This window comes from Citrobacter sp. H12-3-2, assembly GCF_009649895.1.
Taxonomy (GTDB): domain Bacteria; phylum Pseudomonadota; class Gammaproteobacteria; order Enterobacterales; family Enterobacteriaceae; genus Citrobacter; species Citrobacter portucalensis.
Map to the genome: position 1 here is coordinate 4,431,921 of NZ_CP045837.1, position 20,440 is coordinate 4,452,360.

General features: G+C 53.4%; 15 protein-coding genes and 3 tRNA genes. 4 read left to right on the forward strand and 14 right to left on the reverse strand.

All coding sequences use genetic code 11. The features are described 5' to 3' along the window. Window positions 1–57: 57 nt before the first annotated feature. From hflC to nnr, 9 genes are all read right to left on the reverse strand, one after another. Window positions 58–1,062 carry a protease modulator HflC gene (hflC, locus tag GHC22_RS21085; protein ID WP_003830491.1) on the reverse strand — a complete coding sequence of 335 codons (1,005 nt, stop codon included), beginning with the start codon at window positions 1,060–1,062 and terminating at the stop codon, window positions 58–60. A 2-nt stretch (window positions 1,063–1,064) separates the two neighbouring features. Further along, complete coding sequence (gene hflK, locus GHC22_RS21090) at window positions 1,065–2,318, reverse strand: FtsH protease activity modulator HflK (protein WP_008786005.1); 1,254 nt, start codon at window positions 2,316–2,318, stop codon at window positions 1,065–1,067. Window positions 2,319–2,507: 189 nt separating this feature from the next. Then, a complete protein-coding gene (gene hflX / locus GHC22_RS21095; protein ID WP_003830495.1) occupies window positions 2,508–3,788 on the reverse strand; it encodes a ribosome rescue GTPase HflX in 1,281 nt (426 codons plus the stop codon). A 74-nt stretch (window positions 3,789–3,862) separates the two neighbouring features. Then, window positions 3,863–4,171: an RNA chaperone Hfq gene (gene hfq, locus GHC22_RS21100; protein ID WP_003025584.1), complete on the reverse strand. Its 309-nt coding sequence runs from the start codon at window positions 4,169–4,171 to the stop codon at window positions 3,863–3,865. A gap of 84 nt (window positions 4,172–4,255) precedes the next feature. After that, on the reverse strand, window positions 4,256–5,206 hold the full coding sequence (gene miaA, locus GHC22_RS21105; RefSeq protein WP_048227205.1) for a tRNA (adenosine(37)-N6)-dimethylallyltransferase MiaA: 951 nt from the start codon (window positions 5,204–5,206) through the stop codon (window positions 4,256–4,258). Next, the gene (mutL, locus tag GHC22_RS21110; RefSeq protein WP_048236290.1) at window positions 5,199–7,073 is read right to left on the reverse strand and encodes a DNA mismatch repair endonuclease MutL; all 1,875 of its coding nucleotides are present in this window, start codon (window positions 7,071–7,073) and stop codon (window positions 5,199–5,201) included. The genes miaA and mutL overlap by 8 nt, the downstream gene beginning before the upstream one ends. A 9-nt stretch (window positions 7,074–7,082) precedes the next feature. Then, a complete protein-coding gene (gene amiB, locus GHC22_RS21115; RefSeq protein WP_003830500.1) occupies window positions 7,083–8,414 on the reverse strand; it encodes an N-acetylmuramoyl-L-alanine amidase AmiB in 1,332 nt (443 codons plus the stop codon). A gap of 16 nt (window positions 8,415–8,430) precedes the next feature. After that, window positions 8,431–8,892, reverse strand: coding sequence for a tRNA (adenosine(37)-N6)-threonylcarbamoyltransferase complex ATPase subunit type 1 TsaE (gene tsaE / locus GHC22_RS21120; protein ID WP_008786002.1), 462 nt, complete (start codon window positions 8,890–8,892; stop codon window positions 8,431–8,433). Continuing rightward, on the reverse strand, window positions 8,864–10,411 hold the full coding sequence (nnr, locus tag GHC22_RS21125; RefSeq protein ID WP_153753864.1) for a bifunctional ADP-dependent NAD(P)H-hydrate dehydratase/NAD(P)H-hydrate epimerase: 1,548 nt from the start codon (window positions 10,409–10,411) through the stop codon (window positions 8,864–8,866). Before nnr ends, tsaE begins: the two co-directional genes overlap by 29 nt. On the opposite strand from nnr, the gene queG reads away from it, so the two are divergent. Beyond that, a complete protein-coding gene (gene queG / locus GHC22_RS21130) occupies window positions 10,410–11,549 on the forward strand; it encodes a tRNA epoxyqueuosine(34) reductase QueG (protein ID WP_111466215.1) in 1,140 nt (379 codons plus the stop codon). The genes nnr and queG overlap by 2 nt on opposite strands. Before the next feature lie 269 nt (window positions 11,550–11,818). Here queG and GHC22_RS21135 read toward each other — a convergent pair. The 4 genes from GHC22_RS21135 to orn all read right to left on the reverse strand — a co-directional run bounded on the left by GHC22_RS21135 (window position 11,819) and on the right by orn (window position 13,101). Continuing rightward, window positions 11,819–11,894: transfer RNA gene (locus tag GHC22_RS21135), tRNA-Gly, on the reverse strand. A gap of 157 nt (window positions 11,895–12,051) precedes the next feature. Further along, window positions 12,052–12,127: transfer RNA gene (locus tag GHC22_RS21140), tRNA-Gly, on the reverse strand. A gap of 156 nt (window positions 12,128–12,283) precedes the next feature. After that, a tRNA-Gly gene (locus tag GHC22_RS21145) sits at window positions 12,284–12,359 on the reverse strand. A gap of 196 nt (window positions 12,360–12,555) precedes the next feature. Continuing rightward, complete coding sequence (gene orn / locus GHC22_RS21150) at window positions 12,556–13,101, reverse strand: oligoribonuclease (protein ID WP_153753865.1); 546 nt, start codon at window positions 13,099–13,101, stop codon at window positions 12,556–12,558. A gap of 105 nt (window positions 13,102–13,206) precedes the next feature. Here orn and rsgA point away from each other — a divergent pair, with 105 nt between their 5' ends. The 3 genes from rsgA to mscM all read left to right on the forward strand — a co-directional run bounded on the left by rsgA (window position 13,207) and on the right by mscM (window position 18,652). Next, the gene (gene rsgA, locus GHC22_RS21155; RefSeq protein ID WP_194841953.1) at window positions 13,207–14,259 is read left to right on the forward strand and encodes a small ribosomal subunit biogenesis GTPase RsgA; all 1,053 of its coding nucleotides are present in this window, start codon (window positions 13,207–13,209) and stop codon (window positions 14,257–14,259) included. A gap of 92 nt (window positions 14,260–14,351) precedes the next feature. Beyond that, entirely contained in the window at window positions 14,352–15,320 is a 969-nt protein-coding gene (gene asd, locus GHC22_RS21160) for an archaetidylserine decarboxylase (RefSeq protein ID WP_008785997.1), read from the forward strand. Between the two features lie 17 nt (window positions 15,321–15,337). Then, a complete protein-coding gene (gene mscM, locus GHC22_RS21165) occupies window positions 15,338–18,652 on the forward strand; it encodes a miniconductance mechanosensitive channel MscM (protein WP_008785996.1) in 3,315 nt (1,104 codons plus the stop codon). A gap of 181 nt (window positions 18,653–18,833) precedes the next feature. Here mscM and yjeM read toward each other — a convergent pair whose 3' ends face one another. Further along, window positions 18,834–20,336: a glutamate/gamma-aminobutyrate family transporter YjeM gene (gene yjeM, locus GHC22_RS21170; RefSeq protein ID WP_008785995.1), complete on the reverse strand. Its 1,503-nt coding sequence runs from the start codon at window positions 20,334–20,336 to the stop codon at window positions 18,834–18,836. Between the last annotated feature and the right edge of the window lie 104 nt (window positions 20,337–20,440).

The window sequence follows — 20,440 nt, forward strand, 5'->3', positions numbered from 1 at the left end:
CCACCGCATCCCTGGAGATGCCGGTGGTTTTGCTGCTTTAAAACCGCTGGAACGCGATTAGCGTGTCGCGGTATTTGGTGTCTTCATGTAGCGGAAGAAATCGCTGTCCGGGCTCATGACCATTACGTCCTGATTCCCTTCAAAGCTCTTCTCGTAAGCACGCAGGCTACGGATGAAGGCGTAGAAGTCCGGATCCTGACTGAACGCATCGGCAAACAGCTTAGCGGCTTCTGCATCACCTTCACCGCGCATAATACGGCCCTGACGCTCAGATTCTGCCAGCGTTTTAGTGACTTCATAGTCAGCCGTTGCACGCAGTTTTTCCGCCTCTTCCTGGCCTTGTGAACGATGGCGACGCGCTACCGCTTCACGCTCAGCGCGCATACGGTTGTAGATAGCCTCGGACACTTCAGCAGGCAGGTTGATTTGCTTAATACGCACGTCAACTACTTCGATGCCCAATGCCGCCATACTGTTCGGGTTGATGACCGGTACTTTACCGTTCGTTTCAGCCTGAACACGTTCAGCCGCTTCGGCAATCGCGCTATCTGCTGCCGGAGTCGCCACTTCATCTTCCGTGCCAGCAGAACCGGAGTTCAGCGCGTCACGAACTTCCAGGGTCAGACGACCGCGGGAATCGGTAACGATGTCCTTCACGTCCAGACGACCAATTTCAGAACGCAGACGGTCAGAGAACTTACGTTTCAGCAGGACTTCCGCCTGAGAAACATCGCCACCGCCCGTTGCCAGGTAGTAACGGCTAAAGTCACTGATGCGCCACTTGATGTAGGAGTCAACGATCAGGTCTTTCTTCTCTTTGGTAACAAAGCGATCGGCCTGGTTGTCCATGGTCTGAATACGCGCATCCAGCATCTTCACAGATTCAATAAACGGAATCTTGAAGTGCAGGCCTGGTGCAACGACCAGCGGCTTGTTTTCATCGTCACGCAGAACTTTACCAAAGCGCAGAGTAATACCGCGCTCGCCTTCTTTGACCACAAAGACAGACATGAACAGAACTACCAGAACGATGATGATAATCGCAATAACTGACTTACGCATCGTTATTCCCCCTGACGCTGGTAGTCGTTACGCTGCGCATTCGCGCGGCGTTGGTCCATAATATCGCCCTGACTGGTGGACGATGTGTTGCTTGCTCCAGTGCTGGAAGTCGTTGCTGGCGGCAGACGCAGCAGGTTTGAACTGCTGTCAGTCTTTGCTGCTGGCGCACTACCACCTTTCAGCATTTGATCCAGCGGCAGAACCATCAAATTGCTGCCTTTATCGTTAACCAGGACTTTGCGGGTATTGCTCAGCACTTTTTCCATGGTTTCGATATACAGACGCTCGCGGGTAATTTGCGGTGCGGCTTTATATTCCGGCAGAATTTTTGCGAAGCGAGCCACTTCACCCTGTGCTTCCAGGATTGTCTGAGTCTTATACGCACGCGCTTCTTCCAGAATACGCTGCGCCTGACCGTTTGCACGCGGCTGAACTTCGTTGGTGTACGCTTCCGCTTCACGGATGTACTGCTGTTCGTTTTCACGTGCTGCGATAGCATCGTCAAACGCGGCTTTTACTTCTTCCGGCGGACGTGCAGCCTGGAAGTTGACGTCCAACAGAGTGATACCCATGTTGTACGGACGGATCGTTTCTTCCAGTTCACGTTGGGTATCGCTACGAATAACGGTACGACCTTCGGTCAGGATACGGTCCATGGTGTATTTACCGATAACCCCACGCAGGGCACTGTCGGTAGCCTGACGCAGACTGTCATCCGCGCTGGTTACGCTAAACAGGTAACGCTGCGGATCGGTCACGCGGTACTGTACGTTCATTTCGACGCGCACGACGTTTTCGTCAGAGGTCAGCATGACGCCGGATGCGGCAAGTTCACGCACGGCTTCAACGTTGACCGGTGTCACTTCGTCGACAAAGGTCGGTTTCCAGTTCAGACCCGGTTCAACCAAATGGCTGAATTTACCGAAGCGTGTCACCACGCCGCGTTCCGCTTCTTTAATGGTATAGAAACCGCTGGCCGCCCAGATAATGACGATAGCGGCCGCTGCGATAGTAAAGACTCGACCGCCCAGTTGCGGACGCGGGCCTTGCGATGAACTACCGCCGCCAGAGCCAGTACCTTTACCGCCACCCAGACCACCGAGCTTTTTACTCAGTTTGCGGAAGATATCGTCCAGATCGGGAGGTCCCTGCTCGCGACCACCTTTGTTTCCATTTCCCTCAGGGTTGCCGCCAGGTTTGCTGCTTCCCCAGGGGTCGCGGTCTTGTCCGTTATTACCGGGCTGATTCCACGCCATTTTTGTGCTCCATATTTGTTATGCGATGCTATACCTGCGTCTTTTGCGCTGCCGTTGCGTTGGCTGCGTCCCTCAACGCCAGTCACATAGTTGACTATGCTCCTGGAGATTTCAGGACTTGCCGCCTTCCTGCCGCACAAAATCCACAAGGTATAGAGGCGAAAAAATCTTCAGGCCATATCCGTCAGATCAGACAACATAGTCTTCCAGTGCCGGTTCTTGTTTACAGAGGCGACGCCAGTCTACGATCGGCATACGAACCTGCAGACCTACGCTGCCGTCCTCCTCCATCCACTCTTTTTCTATTGCCTGAAGTTGATAAAACCGGCTTCTCAAACGCCCTTCCTGCGGCGGCAAACGCAACGTATGCTGCGCCACCTCACCGGAAAGTCGCTCAGTCAAAGCCTGAAAAAGTTGTGGTATACCAATCCCCGTTTGCGCTGATACCCAAACGCGAATGGGTTTATTCTCTTCATCTCTGTCGATACGCGGCTCAAAGTCATCCAACATATCGATTTTATTCATCACCAGCAGGGTCGGGATCTCATGCGCATCGATCTCTTCGAGCACCGTATCGACGGCCTCAATGTTTTCCTGCACACGAAAATCTGCTGCATCAATAACGTGCAGCAGCAATGTCGCCTGACGTGTTTCCTGCAAGGTGGCCTTAAACGCCGCCACCAGGTCGTGCGGCAAATGACGGATAAACCCAACGGTATCCGCCAGCACGGTCTCACCCACGTCCGCCACGTCTATTCTGCGTAGCGTCGGGTCCAGGGTCGCAAACAGCTGATCCGCTGCGTAGACCTGGGCTTCGGTGATCTGGTTGAACAGGGTGGATTTTCCGGCGTTGGTATATCCCACCAGTGATACGGTTGGGACATCCGCTTTCTTGCGCGACTGTCGCCCCTGCTCACGTTGCTTTTCAACTTTTTCCAGGCGCGACTGTATCTGCAAAATGCGATTACGCAGCAAACGACGGTCGGTTTCGAGCTGGGTTTCACCCGGGCCGCGCAAACCAATCCCGCCCTTTTGCCGTTCAAGGTGAGTCCAGCCACGGACCAGACGCGTAGCCATATGGCGCAACTGCGCCAGCTCAACCTGCAACTTACCCTCATGGGTTCGCGCACGCTGGGCAAAAATATCTAAAATGAGACCAGTCCTGTCGATAACAAGACACTGGCACAACTGTTCCAGGTTACGTTCCTGGGCAGGGCTTAGAGCATGATCAAAAATCACCACCGCAGCGCCAGTCGCTTTTACGGCTTCGGCAATTTCGATTGCCTTACCTTCACCAACAAAATACTTCGGGTGCGGTGCTTTACGGCTCCCGGTAATCACCTGCATTGCTTCGACACCGGCGGAAGAAACCAGAGATTCAAACTCCTGGAGGTCTTCCATATCTTTGTCTTGCGAAAAATAGATGTGTACCAGTACCGCCTGCTCACCGGCATCATAACGGTCAAACAAGCGTCAACCCCTTAATATAAATCAACGGGGAACACAGGATCGCTGGCTCCCCGTATGTAAAACAGCTAATAACCTTATTCGGTTTCTTCGCTGTCCTGTTGCGCAGATGAACCTTGCGCGTTGCTACCGTGATGGTAGTTGCTGCCTGTGCCGCCGGTGGCATTATTGCTGTGATGAGAAACCGGACGAGACGGGACAACAGTAGAAATCGCGTGCTTATAAACCATCTGGCTGACCGTGTTTTTCAACAGGATCACGAACTGATCAAAAGACTCGATTTGACCTTGCAGCTTAATACCATTCACCAAATAAATAGAAACTGGAACACGTTCCCGACGCAGTGCGTTCAGGAACGGATCTTGTAAAGATTGCCCCTTAGCCATTCTCTCTTTTCCTTATATGCTTATTTGTACTTTGAACCTTTCGATTCTGAAAAATTGCGCACGATACGTTTCAATTGTACACATTCAGTTCGCGATAGCACCAACAACCTGTAATACTTCGTTTCGCGCCTGGTCAGGCTTTTCACTGTCAAGCCAGTGCACCCCTTCCCAACCACGCAACCAGGTTACCTGTCGCTTCGCCAACTGCCTCGTGGCGCAAACACCTCTATAAACCATTTCATCGTATGAAATTTCACCTTCAATGTATGACCACATTTGGCGATACCCTACACAACGAATGGAAGGCAAATCCGTATGCAAATCTCCACGGGCAAAAAGCGCCCGGACTTCTGCTTCAAAACCTGAAGCTAACATCTGATGAAAACGCTGCTCAATTCGCTGATGGAGCAGTTCACGGCTCGCCGGGGCGATTGCAAACTGATGCACCTGATACGGCAAAGCATCTCCTGACGTTTGCGTCAGCTCCGTTAAAGTTTTACCCGAAATGAAAAAAACTTCCAGTGCCCGGGAAAGTCTTTGCGGATCATTTGGATGAATACGCGCTGCTGCCACGGGATCGATATCCTGAAGCTGTCGGTGTAACGCGTCCCAACCCTGCTCTGCCGCCTGCTGCTCAATTCTGGCCCTGACTACCGGGTCCGCCGACGGTAACGGCGACAGTCCTTCAAGCAAGGCTTTGAAATATAACATTGTGCCGCCCACCAGCAACGGGATACGCCCCGCAGCGGTGATGTCGGCCATTTCGGCTAACGCATCGCGACGAAAATCCGCAGCGGAGTACGCCTGCGATGGATCGCGGATATCCAGCAATCGGTGCGGTGCGGCCTGTAATTCAGCTGCATCAGGCTTAGCTGTACCGATATCCATCCCCTTGTAAATAAGGGCGGAATCAACGCTTATCAACTCTATGGGCAAAACTTTACGCAATTCAATTGCTAATGCCGTTTTACCGGAGGCCGTTGGCCCCATCAAAAAAATCGCCTTTGGCAGGCTCGCCTTACGGGTATCACTCATGTTTCAGGGCATTCATTACCGAATGTAAATCAACAGGTTGTAACAGACCACCCGGCGGTGCCTTCACGAGTTGTGGGCAGAGCCGCTCAACATCCGCTAACAGCGTAATCGCCTGTGCCATGCTCCACTGTGGATGCTCGCTCATCAGGTTACGTGCGATCCACTGTGCAATATTGCCCGGCTCGAATACGGATTGCTGCGCCAGGTAGCCTATCAGTTCAGGAATCAAGATTTGTAAATTTTGTTGGCGTAAGGGTAAAGGCACCGCCCGGATGGTCACATGCTGCGCATCCAGCTGAAATTCAATGCCCAACTCAGCCAGTTGGCTCTGTCCTTTTTGCAGTGCCGCTTTTTCATCAGCGGTCACTTTTAGACGTAAAGGGATCAGTAACGGTTGAGCACAAACCGCTCCCTGACCCGGCGTTAACTGCGCCTGACGCAACCAACGCTCAGCCACCGGTAATGCCAACAACCGAATATGGCCATCACACTCGAGTAACGCGCAGTCTGCACCAACAATCGTTAGCACCCGGCCAAAGCCCTGACTGCTGCCAGTCAGAGGCGTCGATGGCGTTTCAGAGACCGGCGTTTTACGCGTTGGAGCAGGCGTCTGCATCAGTTGCTGATAAATTTCGCCCTGCTGCTTTTGGTATCCGGGTTGAGCATGAGGCCAACTGGCTCCCGCCTGACGGCCACCGCCACCACTATTGCCACTTCCAGTGCCAGCGGATGCTGAGTACCGCGGTGTCGCAGGTTCACGCGCGGGAGCCGGCTCGGCAAAATGGTTGCGTCCAGCAGCAACGCGGTTTTCCGGAATGTGCCTTGGGGCGGGTTCGTCGTCATCAGCCAACGGCAGCGGCGTTTCAAGCTGCTGTTGCAGGACACTCAACACGCCCTGGTAAATAAAATCGTGCACCAGCCGGGATTGATGGAAACGGACCTCATGTTTAGCTGGGTGTACGTTGACATCCACTTGATGCGGATCGATTTCCAGATACAACACAAAAGCGGGCTGTTGATCGGCTCCCAGCTTATCTTCACAGGCCTGGCGGATAGCATGGTTGATCAGCCGGTCGCGCATCATCCGACCATTCACGTAGCAGTACTGGATTTCTGCCAGTGCTGCCGTTGTGTGGTTAGGATCGGCCACCCAGCCGCGCAATGTTAAATCGCCATGCTGCCATTCGATCGCCAGCGCATGCTCCAGAAACGGCGTGCCGCAAATCGCGCCCAGTCGGCGCTCTTTCTGCCCATCCGCGGCCACTGCCCGGTACTGACGCACCACTTTGCCGTTGTGCGACAAATTTATCGTCACATCAAAACGCGCCAGCGCAATGCGGCGAATAATCTCGTCGATATGATTAAATTCGGTTTTCTCGGTGCGCATAAATTTGCGCCGCGCCGGGGTGTTGTAGAACAGATCTAGCACCTCCAGCGTGGTTCCCACCGGATGCGCAGCGGGTTTAACTGTGACATCCATGTCACGCCCTTCGGCATACGCCTGCCAGGCTTCGGGTTGTTCTTGCGTACGCGACGTCAGGGTTAAGCGAGACACGGAGCTGATACTGGCCAGCGCTTCGCCGCGAAATCCGAGGCTTACGATGGCTTCAAGATCGTCAAGCGAGGCTATTTTACTGGTGGCATGACGCGCCAACGCCAACGCCAGCTCGTCTTTTTTAATCCCGCAGCCGTTGTCACGAATACGGATAAGCTTCGCGCCGCCGCGTTCAATATCGATATCAATGCGCGTCGCACCGGCATCGATGCTGTTTTCCACCAGCTCTTTCACCACTGACGCAGGCCGTTCTACCACCTCGCCTGCGGCAATCTGGTTCGCCAGCTGTGGCGGTAGAACCTGAATCGGCATGGCTAATCCTTAATTTGTTAACGTGTTACCCGGCGATATGGCGCTGGCGGTTTGCGCCGGTGCGCCCTGCGGCCCGGTTTGCATCGGGTGCGCCTGGAAATAGTTACGCAATCCTTTGTAAATCGCCTCAGCCAGTTGCTGCTGGTAATCATCGCTCGCCAACAGACGTTCTTCGCTGTTGTTACTGATAAAGCCGGTTTCAACCAGCACTGACGGGATATCAGGCGAACGCAGTACGCCAAGACTGGCGTGTTCTGGACGACGCTTATGCATCGAACCAATACGTTCTAACTGGCCGATCATGCTGGTCGCCACATCATACCCGACGCGCTGCGAATGACCGAACTGCAGATCCAGTACAGCCTGGCTGAGGTAAGGATCGGACTGGCTGTTTGCCAGCACATCGCCCGCGCCGCCCAACAGCTCCGATTGCTTCTCGTGCTGTTCCAGCCAGCCGGCCATCTCACTGTTCGCCCGACGGTTTGACAGCACCCAAACGGAAGCACCTGTGGCATCACGATTTGGCGCGGCATCCGCGTGAATAGAAACCAGGAAATTGGCGTTTTGTTTACGCGCGACGTCTGAACGCCCCATCACCGAGATAAAGTAATCACCATCACGGGTGAGTACGCCTTTAAACATCGGATCATCATTGAGCAAACTGCGCAGCTTGCGCGCCACGGCAATCGTGACGTTTTTCTCACGCGTGCCGCCAGGACCAATAGCGCCAGGATCCTGTCCACCGTGTCCGGCATCAATGGCAATCACCACTTTATCGCCGTTGCTGGAACTGGCGCGCGCCGCAGGGCGCGTGGAGGTATTGCTGTTAGTCACAGCCGTAGTGCGATCGTTTTCTGCTTTAAACGGATTGCGCGCTGGCTCGACAGGACGTGGGGCAACAATCGGCGCTTCAACACGCTTTGCAACCACGGGAGGTGGAGGCGGCGGCGGTGGCGCATCAGCGTTGATGGTAAACACGACGGTATAATTGCCGCCGTTCTGGCGTTTTACTGCTTCGGCTTTACCGTTCTCGGTTAAATCCACCACCAGGCGCAGAGACTGCGCATCTTTTGGCGTGCCGGAACGGATAGATTTCACCAGATTATTGCCGCTAAACAGCAGCGGTAATCCCTGAATCACACCGGTTTGTTTAATATCCAGCGCGACGGTTCGTTTCCCGTCCTGCGAAACGGCATATTCAGGATCGCCAATAAAGCTCAGCGTAATCCGCGCCTGTTGATCGCCATTGGACACCTGAAGATCGGAGAGGCTGGCGGCCCCTGCCTGCGCGCACAGCAGGACCAGGGTTGCCATCAGCCAGTTTCTGATGCGATAAATCATCCCGCCACCCTTAAGGTTAATCGGCTAAACGCGCCAGCAATAAATCACCTGATGAGGAGACTGCGCTTACACGCGCCTCTCGACCTTGCGCCTGGTATTCAATGTGTATTTCGACGTCCGGGTCTGGCAGTACACCTTTACCTTGTTGCGGCCATTCCACCAGGCAGATGGCATCATTGGCAAAATAATCGCGGATCCCCATAAATTCCAGCTCCTCTGGGTCCGCAAGTCGGTATAAATCGAAGTGATATACCATCAAGTTATCGAGTGAATAGGGTTCAACCAGCGTGTAGGTGGGGCTTTTTACATTACCTTTATGACCTAACGCCTGCAGAAATCCCCGGCTGAAGGTGGTTTTACCCGCCCCCAGGTCGCCGTACAAATATATAACCGTCGCGCCGTCACAGGCTTTGGCTACCCGCAGTCCCAGGTCTAAAGTCGCCTGCTCATCAGGTAGTGGAATTACTCGATTCATCATGATAAACGTCAATCACATCAGGGTTAACAATACGCTGTAGCGTGGTAAAGAGATCCGTCGCCAGCATGCCACGCGTACCAAAACGCGCCGCCAGCACATCCGCCGCCGCTCCGTGCGCAACACATCCCGCACATGCTGCATCATACGGGGTAAGCTTCTGTCCGAGCAATGCGCCAATAATACCGGAAAGCACATCCCCCATTCCGCCGCTGGCCATCCCGGCATTGCCGGTATCAATAATACCCAACTCCGCCTGTTCAGCAGCAACAACCGTACCCGCGCCTTTCAGCACCACCACGCCTCCGTACCGTTTTACCAGACGTTGTGCACAAAGTAAGCGATCGTCTTCAATTTCTGCAATGGAACAACCCAGCAGTCGCGCGGCTTCACCTGGATGCGGCGTGATCACGCGATTGTGACGTTTATCGGGGTTGATTGCCAGCAGGTTCAGCGCATCCGCATCCCAGAGCATCGGTTTGCGAAAATTCTCCACTTTTTGCAGCGCTTTTTTGCCCCACTCCTGCTGACCAAGCCCGGGGCCTATCACCACTACATCCGCCCACGCCAGGCTCTCTTCCAGCGTCTGCGGCGTCAGCGCATCGACCATCAGTTCCGGTCTGGCTGTCAAAATAGGCGCAATGTTTTCACTGCGCGTCAGCACTTTGACCAGCCCGGCACCTGCTCGCAGCGCGGCTTCCCCGGCCATGCGTATTGCGCCAGCCGTACCGTGGTCACCGCCGATAATCACCAGCCGCCCGTGGGAGCCTTTGTGCGAGGTGGGTCGACGCGGCGTTAGCCAGTGCGCAAGCTGTTGAGCATCAAAACGTTGTATTGGCGCATTCTGCCCCGCCAGCCAGTCGCCCAGCCCAAGTGCGTTAACATGCAGACGCCCGGTGACATCGCGCGCTTTACCGGTGAGCAGGCCCGGCTTGAGTGCAATAAAGGTAATAGTATGCGCTGCGTTGATGACCGCGCCCGGCGTCGCTCCCGTCTGCGCCAGCAGGCCGGAGGGAATGTCTATCGCCACAGTGGGGGCTGGGTGAGAATTAGCACATTCAATCAATACCGAGAGAGACTCACGCGGCGCATGTTTTAAGCCAGTGCCTGACAGCGCATCAATAATGACATCCACGTTATTTGGCCAATTGATATCCGCCGCGTGAATGACGCCACCAGCGTTAAGCCAGGCATCACGTGCCTGCTTCGCCTCCTCGGGGAGCGGTTTGTCACTTTCCTGCGCCAGCAACGTAACTTCAAGACCCAGCGCTTTGGCAAGTCTTGCCACTACGTAACCATCACCGCCGTTGTTGCCATGACCACATAGCACCAGCCAGTGCCGGGCATTCGGATAAGCCTCACGAGTGACCTGAAATGCCGCCTCTCCCGCCCGTTGCATGAGTTCGTACAACGTCAGCCCTAAACTGTCTGCCGCCTCTCGCTCCATCCGCCTGATGTCATCGGCGTGCCAGATGGAGTGTGGTATACTTGCGGGGTTTTTCTTCATTGTATGGTCCGTCATGTCAGAGCCCCTCGATCTCAATCAGTTAGCGCAAAATATTAAGCAGTGGGGGCTGGAGCTTGGCTTTCAGCAGGTCGGTATTGCCGATACCGACCTCAGCGAAGCGGAGCCCAAACTGCAGGCCTGGCTGGATAAACAATACCACGGCGAGATGGACTGGATGGCCCGTCACGGCATGATGCGCGCCCGACCTCACGAATTATTGCCCGGTACGCTACGTGTCATCAGCGTACGTATGAACTATCTTCCTGCCAATGCGGCCTTCGCCAGCACATTGAAGAATCCTTCTCTGGGTTACGTCAGCCGTTACGCGCTGGGGCGCGACTACCATAAGCTGCTACGTAACCGCTTAAAAAAGCTGGGAGAGATGATTCAACAGCATTGCGTTTCGCTGAATTTTAGACCTTTTGTCGATTCTGCGCCCATTCTTGAGCGTCCGTTAGCGGAAAAAGCCGGGCTTGGCTGGACAGGTAAGCACTCACTTATCCTCAATCGCGAAGCCGGTTCATTTTTCTTCCTCGGGGAATTACTGATCGACTTACCCCTACCGGTCGACCAACCAGCAGAAGAAGGATGCGGGAAATGCGTTGCCTGCATGACCATCTGTCCCACTGGGGCCATTGTTGAACCCTACACGGTGGATGCGCGCCGCTGTATCTCTTATCTCACTATCGAACTGGAAGGCGCGATCCCGGAAGAATTTCGTCCCTTGATGGGGAATCGAATTTATGGCTGCGATGATTGCCAGCTTATTTGCCCGTGGAACCGCTATTCACAGTTGACGGCAGAGGATGACTTCAACCCGCGCAAGCAGCTTCATGCTCCGGAGTTAATAGAGCTGTTTAGCTGGAGCGAAGCGTGGTTTTTAAAAGTCACGGAGGGGTCTGCCATTCGTCGTATTGGCCACCTGCGCTGGCTGCGAAATATCGCCGTTGCGTTGGGTAATGCCCCCTGGAATGAAGCCATTCTTCGCGCACTGGAAAGTCGCAGAGGTGAGCACCCACTTCTCGACGAACACATAGAATGGGCAGTTGCTCAGCAAATTGAGAAGCGAAATGCCTGCGTAGTTGAGGTGCAGCTACCGCAGAAACAACGTTTAGTCAGGGTCATTGAGAAGGGTCTGCCGCGCGACGCTTAAGTCATCCACAGCTTGTGTATAAAAATAAAAACACATTGATATTCAAGAGGGAAAAAATCGTCAAGTGATCGTATTAACAATTTGCAATGATAATTAAATTAATAATTTCAGATAGTTAAAATGATACTATTCACCCGGCGAAGTTTTTTGCATTTCAGGAATAATACCCGAACCTGTGGATAAGTCTGTTTACAAGAGTATGTCAATGACGAAACAAAACGTCCCCAACGCGATTATTCGTTGTGGATATTTTTATTGGGGTAAGAATTTGGAGCGGGAAACGAGACTCGAACTCGCGACCCCGACCTTGGCAAGGTCGTGCTCTACCAACTGAGCTATTCCCGCTTAATCTTCGTCTTTCGAACCACTACTGCGTTGGCTGCCTTCATTCGCCTGAGTCACTTACTTCAGTAAGCTCCTAAGGACTCATTCAGTTGCCGCCTTGTCGCAATTCGAAATTCTGCGATTTGGTGGTCTGTGCTTAACAAGCACTTTCAAATTTTGGAGCGGGAAACGAGACTCGAACTCGCGACCCCGACCTTGGCAAGGTCGTGCTCTACCAACTGAGCTATTCCCGCATAATCTTCGTCTTTCGAACCGCTACTGCGTTGGCTGCCTTCATTCGCCTGAGTCACTTACTTCAGTAAGCTCCTAAGGACTCATTCAGTTGCCGCCTTGTCGCAATTCGAAATCCTGCGATTGGTGGTCTGTGCTTTACAAGCATTTTCAAATTTTGGAGCGGGAAACGAGACTCGAACTCGCGACCCCGACCTTGGCAAGGTCGTGCTCTACCAACTGAGCTATTCCCGCAAATCTGTACTGCTTTTGTTGCTGTCGTAATTCGCATTTCTGCGTCGTTACGGGAGGCGCATTATACGAGAAATCCGTTTAGCTGCAACCCCCCTGAAAGCGTTTTTTTCGAAAATTCGTTCAAGTGATTAATTTACAATCAAGCTGAACAATTTAGCGTCAAAAAACCGGTGACGCAAGCCACCGGAGAACAAAATCAAAGATTAATAAAATGTTCGCGATAGTAAGCAAGCTCAGCAACAGATTCACGAATGTCGTCCATCGCCTGATGTGTTCCCTGCTTGGTGAAGCCCGCAAGGATTTCCGGCTTCCAACGACGCGCCAGCTCTTTGAGCGTGCTGACGTCCAGATAGCGATAATGGAAATACGCCTCCAGCTCCGGCATGTATTTAAACAGGAAACGACGATCCTGCCCGATGCTGTTGCCGCAGATAGGTGATTTCCCTTCCGGAACCCACTCTTTCAAAAAAGCCAGCGTGGCCAGTTCAGCGTCACGATCGCCCATGGTGCTCGTCTTCACGCGCTCCACCAGCCCGCTACCAGTATGCGTACGTACGTTCCAGTCATCCATTAATGCCAGCTGTTCGTCGGACTGGTGCACCGCAATTGTCGGTCCTTCAGCCAGAATATTCAGGTTGGCATCCGTCACCAGCGTGGCGATCTCAATAATGCGATCGCGCTCGGGATCCAGACCTGTCATCTCCAGATCGATCCAAATCAGGTTGTTTTCATTGGCACTCATGCTATTTTCCACCCTTCAGCGTCACATTCAGTGTGACTACATTGATCTAAAATTGTGTGTATCATAAATGTTTTGCCCATCATGGGCGACCAGGAGCCAGTCCGATTGAGTAAGAATAAACTCTCCAAAGGCCAACAGCGCCGTGTGAACGCCAATCACCAGCGTCGTCTTAAAACGTCCACGGAGAAGCCCGACTACGACGACAACCTGTTTGGCGAAACCGCTGAAGGCATCGTTATCAGCCGTTTTGGCATGCATGCCGACGTAGAGTCTGCTGACGGTGAAATTCACCGTTGCAACATCCGCCGTACAATTCGCTCGCTGGTTACTGGCGATCGCGTAGTCTGGCGCCCGGGTAAAGCGGCAGCTGAAGGCGTGAATGTCAAAGGTATCGTTGAAGCGGTACACGATCGTACTTCAGTACTGACACGCCCCGACTTTTACGACGGGGTAAAGCCTATTGCCGCCAACATCGACCAGATCGTTATTGTCTCAGCCATCTTACCCGAGCTGTCACTCAATATTATCGACCGGTATCTGGTAGCCTGCGAAACGCTACACGTTGAACCGATTATCGTGCTGAATAAGATCGATCTGCTGGATGATGAAGGCATGACCTTCGTTAACGAACAGATGGATATCTATCGCAACATTGGCTATCGGGTGTTGATGGTATCAAGCCGCACAAAAGACGGCCTGAAACCGCTTGAAGAAGCATTAACCGATCGCATCAGCATTTTTGCCGGTCAATCGGGCGTAGGTAAATCCAGCCTGCTCAATAACCTCCTCGGCCTGCAGGAAGAGATCCTGACCAATGATGTCTCTGACAACTCCGGCCTTGGACAGCACACCACCACGGCCTCTCGCCTGTATCACTTCCCGCACGGCGGCGACGTTATCGACTCCCCTGGCGTACGTGAGTTTGGACTGTGGCATCTGGAGCCGGAACAAATCACGCATGGCTTTGTCGAATTTCATGACTACCTGGGCCATTGCAAATACCGCGACTGCAAGCATGATACCGATCCAGGCTGCGCTATCCGTGAGGCTGTAGAAAAAGGGGCCATAGCTGAAACCCGGTTTGAAAATTATCACCGCATCCTGGAAAGCATGGCGCAGGTAAAAACGCGTAAAAACTTTTCTGATACAGACAACTGACAACTAAGCTAAGCATCGCTAGAATCGTCCCCCTTTTTTCAGGATCCGGCCCGTATGCCGGATCGGGAACAAATTATGGCCTGGAGGCTACCTTGTTAAACTCATTTAAGCTTTCGCTACAATACATTCTGCCGAAACTATGGCTCACTCGCCTGGCGGGTTGGGGTGCGAGCAAACGAGCGGGATGGCTGACCAAACTGGTTATCGATCTGTTCGTGAAATATTACAAGGTCGATATGAAAGAGGCGCAAAAGCCGGACACCGCCAGCTATCGCACCTTCAACGACTTCTTTGTTCGCCCGCTGCGCGACGATGCTCGCCCAATTAATACCGATCCAAACGTACTGGTCATGCCCGCTGACGGTGTGATTAACCAGTTAGGCAACATCGAGGAAGACAAACTGCTGCAGGCTAAAGGGCACAGCTATACCCTTGAAGCGCTGCTGGCTGGCAACTATCAGATGGCGGACAAATTCCGCAACGGTACGTTTGTGACCACTTACTTGTCTCCACGCGATTACCACCGTGTACACATGCCGTGTAACGGTATCCTGCGTGAAATGATGTATGTGCCGGGCGATCTCTTCTCTGTAAACATCCTGACTGCGCAAAACGTACCGAACCTGTTTGCCCGCAACGAACGTGTAATCTGTCTGTTTGATACCGAATTTGGCCCGATGGTGCAGATTCTGGTCGGCGCGACCATCGTCGGCAGTATTGAAACCGCATGGGCTGGCACCATTACTCCACCGCGTGAAGGCGTCATCAAGCGCTGGACCTGGCCGGAAGGCGAAAGCGAAGGGTCGGTGGCGCTGCTGAAAGGTCAGGAAATGGGCCGCTTTAAGCTCGGTTCCACCGTCATCAACCTGTTCGCACCTGGCAAAGTTAACCTGGTTGAGCAGTTGCAGGATCTGTCCGTGACCAAAATCGGCCAACCAATGGCCATCTCGACCGAGACTTTCGTGACGCCAGAGGCAGAACCGGCCCCGCTGGCGAAAGAAGAGATCGAAGCAGAACACGATGCCAGCCCGCTGGTTGACGACAAAAAAGACGAAAGTTAAACATAGGAATCGCTGCTGTGCGCCTGATTATCACTTTTCTGATGGCCTGGTGCCTCAGCCTGGGGGCGTACGCTGCGACGGCCCCCGATGCCAAACAACTCACCCAGGAACTGGAGCAGGCAAAAGCGGCAAAACCCGCTCAGCCAGAAACCGTCGAGGCGCTCCAGTCCGCGCTGAATGCTCTTGAGGAGCGTAAAGGCTCTCTCGAGCGCGCCCAACAATATCAGCAGGTTATTGATAACTTCCCCAAGCTGTCCGCGACGTTACGCGCGCAGCTTAGCAACCTGCGTGATGAACCGCGCAATGTGCCAACCGGACTCACTACCGATGCGTTAAACCAGGAGATCCTCCAGGTTAGCAGCCAACTGCTGGAAAAGAGTCGTCAAGCCCAGCAGGAGCAGGATCGCGCCCGGGAAATCGCCGACTCGTTAAGCCAGCTTCCTCAACAGCAAACCGATGCCCGCCGCCAGCTCAATGAGCTTGAGCGACGCATTGGTACGGCCAACGGCAATTCCGCGCAGAATCAGGCGATGCAGGCTGAATCCGCCAAACTTAAAGCCCAGGTCGATGAACTGGAGCTGGCGCAGCTTTCCGCCAATAACCGTCAGGAACTGGCGCGTATGCGCTCCGAACTGGCGGAAAAACAGAGTCAACAACTCGACGCTTACCTGCAGGCTTTGCGCAATCAACTCAACAGTCAACGTCAGCGTGAAGCTGAGCGAGCGCTGGAAAGCACCGAACTGCTGGCGGAAAACAGCGCGGGACTGCCGGAGGGTATTGTCGACCAGTTCAAGGTAAACCGCGAGCTGTCTCAGGCCTTAAACCAGCAAGCACAGCGTATGGACCTGGTCGCTTCGCAGCAGCGTCAGGCCGCCAGCCAAACGCTGCAGGTGCGTCAGGCATTGAATACGCTGCGAGAGCAGTCTCAGTGGCTTGGGGTTTCAAATATGCTGGGAGAAGCGCTGCGAGCGCAGGTATCCCGTCTGCCGGAAATGCCTAAACCTCAGCAGTTGGATACCGAAATGGCGCAGCTTCGCGTACACCGCATGCGCTATGAGGATCTCCTCAACAAACAGCCGCAGCTGCGTCAAATTCATCAGGCCGATGGACAACCGCTGACCGCTGAACAGAGCAGCATCCTCAACGCCCAGCTACGCACCCAGCGTGAGTTGCTGAACTCATTGTTACAGGGCGGCGATACGCTGATCCTTGAGCTGACCAAGCTCAAAGTTTCCAACAGCCAACTGGAAGATGCGCTAAAAGAGGTCAATGAAGCGACACACCGCTACCTGTTCTGGACGTCAGACGTTAGCCCTATCTCCCTCTCCTGGCCTGTCGACATCGTTCAGGATCTGCGGCGTCTGATCTCATTAGATACGTTTAATCAGTTGGGCAAAGCCAGCATCATGATGCTGACCAGCAAAGAAACGCTGCTACCGCTGTTCGCGGCGTTGGTGTTAGTTGGCTTTAGCCTCTCTTCGCGCAAGCACTTCACCCGTTTCCTTGAACGCTCGTCCGCGCGGGTCGGGAAAGTCACCCAGGACCACTTCTGGCTGACAATACGCACGGTATTCTGGTCAATACTCGTCGCTTCACCATTGCCAGTGCTGTGGGCAACGCTCGGTTACGGATTGCAGGAAGCCTGGCCTTATCCGTTGGCTGTCGCGATCGGCGATGGCGTTACCGCCACGGTGCCCATGCTGTGGGCGGTAATGATCTGCGCCACCTTTGCACGTCCCAACGGTCTGTTCATTGCCCACTTTGGCTGGCCGCGGAACCGCGTCGCGAAAGCCATGCACTATTACCTGATGAGCATCGGGCTGATTGTCCCGTTGATCATGGCGGTTATTATGTTTGATAACCTCAATGACCGGGAATTCTCCGCCTCACTGGGGCGTCTGTGCTTTATTCTGATTTGCGGTGCGCTGGCTGTCGTAACCCTGAGCCTGAAACGCGCCGGGATACCGCTGTACCTCGATAAAGAGGGCAACAGCGATAACATGGTCAACAGCATGCTGTGGAATATGCTGATGGGTGCGCCGCTGATTGCCATTCTCGCCGCGGCAGTAGGCTACCTCGCCACATCACAAGCCTTGCTGGCACGTCTGGAAACGTCTGTAGCGATTTGGTTCTTATTACTGGTGGTGTATCACGTTATCCGCCGTTGGATGCTGATTCAGCGTCGCCGCCTGGCGTTTGACCGCGCCAAGCATCGACGCGCTGAAATGCTGGCGCAGCGCGCGCGGGGCGAAGAAGAACCGCCGCATTCCACCAGCCTTGAAGGCGCGATCGACGTTGATGAAAGCGAAGTGGATTTGGATGCTATCAGCGCGCAGTCGCTGCGCCTGGTGCGTTCTATCCTGATGCTTATCGCCCTGCTCTCGGTCATTGTACTGTGGTCAGAAATTCACTCCGCTTTCGGCTTCCTGGAAAACATCTCATTGTGGGATGTCACCTCCACGGTTCAGGGCGTGGAAAGCTTAGAACCGATAACGCTGGGCGCGGTGCTTATCGCGATTCTGGTATTCATCATCACCACCCAGTTAGTGCGCAACCTACCCGCGCTGCTGGAACTGGCACTACTGCAACATCTGGATTTAACCCCCGGCACCGGTTATGCCATCACCACCATTACCAAGTATTTGCTGATGCTGATTGGCGGTCTGGTTGGTTTCTCGATGATCGGTATTGAATGGTCCAAACTGCAATGGCTGGTGGCGGCTCTCGGTGTCGGTCTGGGCTTTGGTTTGCAGGAGATCTTCGCCAACTTTATTTCCGGCCTGATTATCCTGTTTGAAAAACCAATCCGCATTGGCGACACGGTGACGATTCGCGATCTTACCGGTAGCGTGACGAAAATTAATACCCGCGCCACCACTATCAGCGACTGGGACCGCAAAGAGATCATCGTGCCCAACAAAGCCTTTATCACCGAACAGTTTATCAACTGGTCGTTATCCGATTCCGTTACCCGTGTAGTGTTAACCATCCCGGCACCGTCTGAGGCGAATAGCGAGGAGGTTACGCAGATCCTGCTGACTGCCGCGCAGCGCTGTTCGCTGGTTATCGATAATCCGGCACCTGAAGTCTTCCTGGTTGACCTGCAGCAGGGGATTCAAATCTTCGAACTGCGTATTTATGCCGCAGAGATGGGACATCGCATGCCGCTGCGCCATGAAATCCATCAACTGATTCTGGCAGGCTTCCGCGAGCACGGTATTGATATGCCGTTCCCTCCGTTCCAGATGCGTCTGGAGAGCCTCGGCGGTAAGCAAACAGGGAGAACATTAAGTTCTGCAGGAAGAGGCAGTCGCCCGGCAGGGAGTTTGTAACGCACAATGCAGGCAAGAAATGCCGGATGGCGACCCGTTGGGTCTAATCCGGCCTACGGGTCTGCAATTAACCTGTAGGCCCGATAAGCTTGCGCCATCGGGCATTTCATCGCCGACCACAGACATTTTCGGGCTTAATATGCGTCCGGATCGGCAACAGGCAATAAACGCCAGATGGCCTTTATTCCACCGCCCACTCAGGCTCGTTGGTCGTGCGACGGCTGTAGTTCTGATAAATCGCCATCGCCAGCAGTGAGAAGAAGATCGGACCGCCGGTCATCCACAGTGCGCTGTTCCAGTCCCCGGCTTCAATTACCGGCTGGATGATGGTGAACACGTTGGCAAACGTCACCACCAGCACGACCACTCCCGTTGCCAGCAGCGTCGCCGCTCGGGTTTTAAAGACAACAAACGGCCTTTCCAGACCTGGACGGGATTTAAAGAACGGAAACGCCAGCGCCAGGAACAGATACGGCAGCGTCATCGAGACGTTCGCCATCAGCGTCAGTTTGTTATAGAACGCTGATGCCGTATCGCCACCAAATGAAACCAACAGGATAAACAGGCTCACCAGCAGGCACTGTAACCACATTGCCGTCGTCGGCATCCCTACGGCATTCAGTTTGGTCATCGGCGCGGGCCACAACGCCTTCGGCGTGCCCTGAATAATCGCTTTCAGCGGTGAGTAGCTGAGGGTGAAAAAAGCGCCGGTGTAGGCAAGGAACATGGAAAGCCCGGTAATACGTGCAAACCATACGCCCATCACCATTGCGGCATCAGGGGAAAGATGTAGCGCGTTACCCAACGTCATTCCGAGGCTTTTCATCAGGATATAGGTAATATTCCCGAGGTTAACTGAGCTATTACTTAATACCTGCTGCCAGTTAGTGCTAACGCCCCATAAAAAGATGGCCAGTGAATAACCAACAGAAATGACAATAGCGGCAAAGACAATGCCTTTAGCAAAGTTCTTTTCTGGTTTTTCTGTTTTATCAACCAGTCCCCCTACAGCTTCAATTCCGCCGTAAGCAAAAATGGCAAACACAACAAATGACAACATTGCCAGTCCAGACTGATATCCTGGATTAGGCGAAGAGATGAAATTAATATCCTGTGCAAAGTGGCCACCAGTTAATAACAAAATAGCGACACTCACTAACAACAGAACTAAATTAAGACACATTACGGCAATTCCACCTACAGCCGTAATACGCGCAATCTTATTAATACCCCGGGATGCCACGCAGGTCACCAGGATCATCCAACCGACTGCGAGCAGTCCGACAACCTGCGTAGGCTCAAGCCCTGCAATACGCCAGTGCTGCGTCATATCTGCGCCAAACAAGAAGGTTGAAAAAGGTACCCAGACTTTCGCCGCAGTACTAACCATCCAGATCACATAAGAAGAAAACCACATAAACGTGCCGATAAACGCATAGCGTGGTCCAACGCTATTATTCATCCACGAATAGATTCCCCCCTCTTCTTTCCGATAGGCAGAACCCATTTCTGCCATCATTAAAGCAAATGGAATAAAGAATAATAATGCAGAAAATATATACCACGGTATTGCACTATACCCCATTAAATAGAACGCGGAGGGGCTATTAGCAAAACCGAAAACTGACGTAAATATCATGAGAATGAGACCTATCAGGCTCATCTTTTTTATTGTTTGGGTCATTAAACCATCCCTTACTCTGGCAAGCGTTTAACAAACGCCGCTCACCGGTTGGCACTGCTCTCTTTGCAGAGTTCAGCGATAAAAAAATCAACACAGAATTGATA

Coding starts and splice junctions, on each gene's coding strand:
- hflC (WP_003830491.1), bottom strand. CDS start 1,062: ATGCGTAAGTCAGTTATTGCGATTATCATCATCGTTCTGGTAGTTCTG.
- hflK (WP_008786005.1), bottom strand. CDS start 2,318: ATGGCGTGGAATCAGCCCGGTAATAACGGACAAGACCGCGACCCCTGG.
- hfq (WP_003025584.1), bottom strand. CDS start 4,171: ATGGCTAAGGGGCAATCTTTACAAGATCCGTTCCTGAACGCACTGCGT.
- miaA (WP_048227205.1), bottom strand. CDS start 5,206: ATGAGTGATACCCGTAAGGCGAGCCTGCCAAAGGCGATTTTTTTGATG.
- mutL (WP_048236290.1), bottom strand. CDS start 7,073: ATGCCGATTCAGGTTCTACCGCCACAGCTGGCGAACCAGATTGCCGCA.
- amiB (WP_003830500.1), bottom strand. CDS start 8,414: ATGATTTATCGCATCAGAAACTGGCTGATGGCAACCCTGGTCCTGCTG.
- tsaE (WP_008786002.1), bottom strand. CDS start 8,892: ATGATGAATCGAGTAATTCCACTACCTGATGAGCAGGCGACTTTAGAC.
- queG (WP_111466215.1), top strand. CDS start 10,410: ATGTCAGAGCCCCTCGATCTCAATCAGTTAGCGCAAAATATTAAGCAG.
- nnr (WP_153753864.1), bottom strand. CDS start 10,411: ATGACGGACCATACAATGAAGAAAAACCCCGCAAGTATACCACACTCC.
- orn (WP_153753865.1), bottom strand. CDS start 13,101: ATGAGTGCCAATGAAAACAACCTGATTTGGATCGATCTGGAGATGACA.
- yjeM (WP_008785995.1), bottom strand. CDS start 20,336: ATGACCCAAACAATAAAAAAGATGAGCCTGATAGGTCTCATTCTCATG.